This is a genomic window from Frankia sp. CcWB3, assembly GCF_977927595.1.
Genome location: NZ_CDWRCK010000057.1, coordinates 1 through 1,801, shown reverse-complemented (window position 1 = coordinate 1,801; position 1,801 = coordinate 1). Strand labels below are relative to the sequence as shown.

The following is a 1,801-nucleotide window of genomic DNA, read 5'->3' as shown; positions in this document are numbered from 1 at the left end:
GTAACAAATACGTGATCGAGAGCATCATCGCAGGTCACAGGCCTGTGGAGGGTTCGAAACGCGCAAGTTATTTCATTTCGACTCCTAGGGGTTGCGTCGGGGTGTCTGGTCGGAGTCGACCCAGGGCGGGGGGATGAATTCGGGCCGGCGATCGTGGCCGATTCGGACGATCCAGCCGTGGTGGTGGATGAGCCTATGATGATATCCACACAGCAGTACCAGATTGTCGAGTGAGGTTCTTCCACCGTCTATCCAATGACGAACGTGGTGAACTTCGCACCATGACGGCGGCCGATCACACCCCGGGAATGAACAGCAGACGTCTCGGGCGATGACGGCGCGGCGTAGGTCCGCGGGTGCGGTGCGGTGGGCCCGTCCGACGTCGAGGGGGACGCTCGCCGCATCGAAGACGACGCGGGTGACCGTGGCGTCACAGGCCAGGCGGCGCAGGACACTGGCCGGCAGAGGTTGACCCCAGCTGGTGGTGGCGGGCGTACCTCCCTGGCCGAGTAGTGCCGTCCAGGGGAGGGTGACGGTGAGGTGGGGGCGCACGCCGCCGGTGACGGGCGGAGCTGCGGTGGTGAGGGTGCGGTGAAGGAGGTCGACGAGGGCGTCGGCGCGGCGCTGTGCAGGTGTGCGGGGGTCGGGGGTGCCGTCGTCGGCGGGACGGGGTTTGGCCAGCGGGTCGAGTGCGCTGCGTAGGAGCGCGGCGGCTTCGGCGTCGAGTTCGCCGGTGATACGGGTGGTGCCCCGGGCAGATCGATGATCCACAGGCCGCGCCGATCCCCGGGGGCGTCGCCCGAATCCTGGTTGCCGTTGCCCGGGTTCTGGTTGTCATCGCCGGCCGGGCCCCCTGCGGGGCCGGGAGACGTGCCGGAGTCGGCGCCCTCACGGTCGCCGTTCTGGCTGCCGGTGTTGGCGGGGTCATCGCCGCCGGGGCTGGTGTCGATCCGGGTGAGTTGTTCCCGCAGGTGCCGGCCAAGACGGGCCAGTTCGCGGGGGTCGAACATCCGGGCCAGCTCCAGCAAGGATGCCTCCACCGCCGTGTACACCTGCGCGTCCAGGTCGCGGGGGAGGGAACGGATCGTCGTGCGGACCTCGACCACCTACTCGACCGTGATCGCGCCGGCGGCCAGGGCCGCACCGGTGGCACTCAGCGGTCCGTCCACGGCCAGGGCCAGATCGACCAGGCGTTGGGCGTCCCCCGGCCGGATCCGCAGCCGTTCCCGCAGCAGCGCCGCGGTGCTGGTAGCCCCCTCCCGCACGGCCAGGTTCCGGCCGTGGGCCTCCCGCACCAGCGCGAGCCGCACCGCGGCCAGGCGGGCCAGCTCCACCGAACAGTCGTCCAGGGCGCCGTACAACTCGGCATCCGACAACGACCACACCGGCGCGTCCAACAGGCCGCCGACCTGCTCGGCCACTACCGCCAAACCCAACGGCACCAGATGCTGCCCGAGGGCCGGGCCGGCAGTGATGGTCATGGATCAAGCGTAGATCACACAACCCCCAATGTCGAACTCATGTTCGATTACCGTAACTAGGTGCTGTGGTCGTAGCGGACATGAGGACCGGCGTGCTGGTGCGTGCCCTGCGCGAAGATCCCGGTCGCCCTCAGCTTCACGTGCATGGCCGGCGGTCTGCCGGCCTGGACCGTCCCCGAACCCCGCCCAGGCCGCCCTCGACTCCCCCGGCAGCCCGGGGCATGGCCTCGAGCACGGTCCAGGGCCCATCCCGCGCCTGCGATTGTTCACTTCTCCGGTGGAAAATCTGCGCCCGCTGCAGACAACGACCCGACACGCTG

General features: G+C 69.4%; 2 protein-coding genes. Both read right to left on the bottom strand.

The genetic code is table 11. The features are described from left to right. Positions 1–84: 84 nt before the first annotated feature. Entirely contained in the window at positions 85–771 is a 687-nt protein-coding gene (locus ACY5KJ_RS06855; protein WP_462203009.1) for an HNH endonuclease signature motif containing protein, read from the bottom strand. A 335-nt stretch (positions 772–1,106) separates the two neighbouring features. Continuing rightward, positions 1,107–1,481, bottom strand: coding sequence for a DUF222 domain-containing protein (locus ACY5KJ_RS06850; RefSeq protein ID WP_462187245.1), 375 nt, complete (start codon positions 1,479–1,481; stop codon positions 1,107–1,109). Positions 1,482–1,801: the final 320 nt, after the last annotated feature.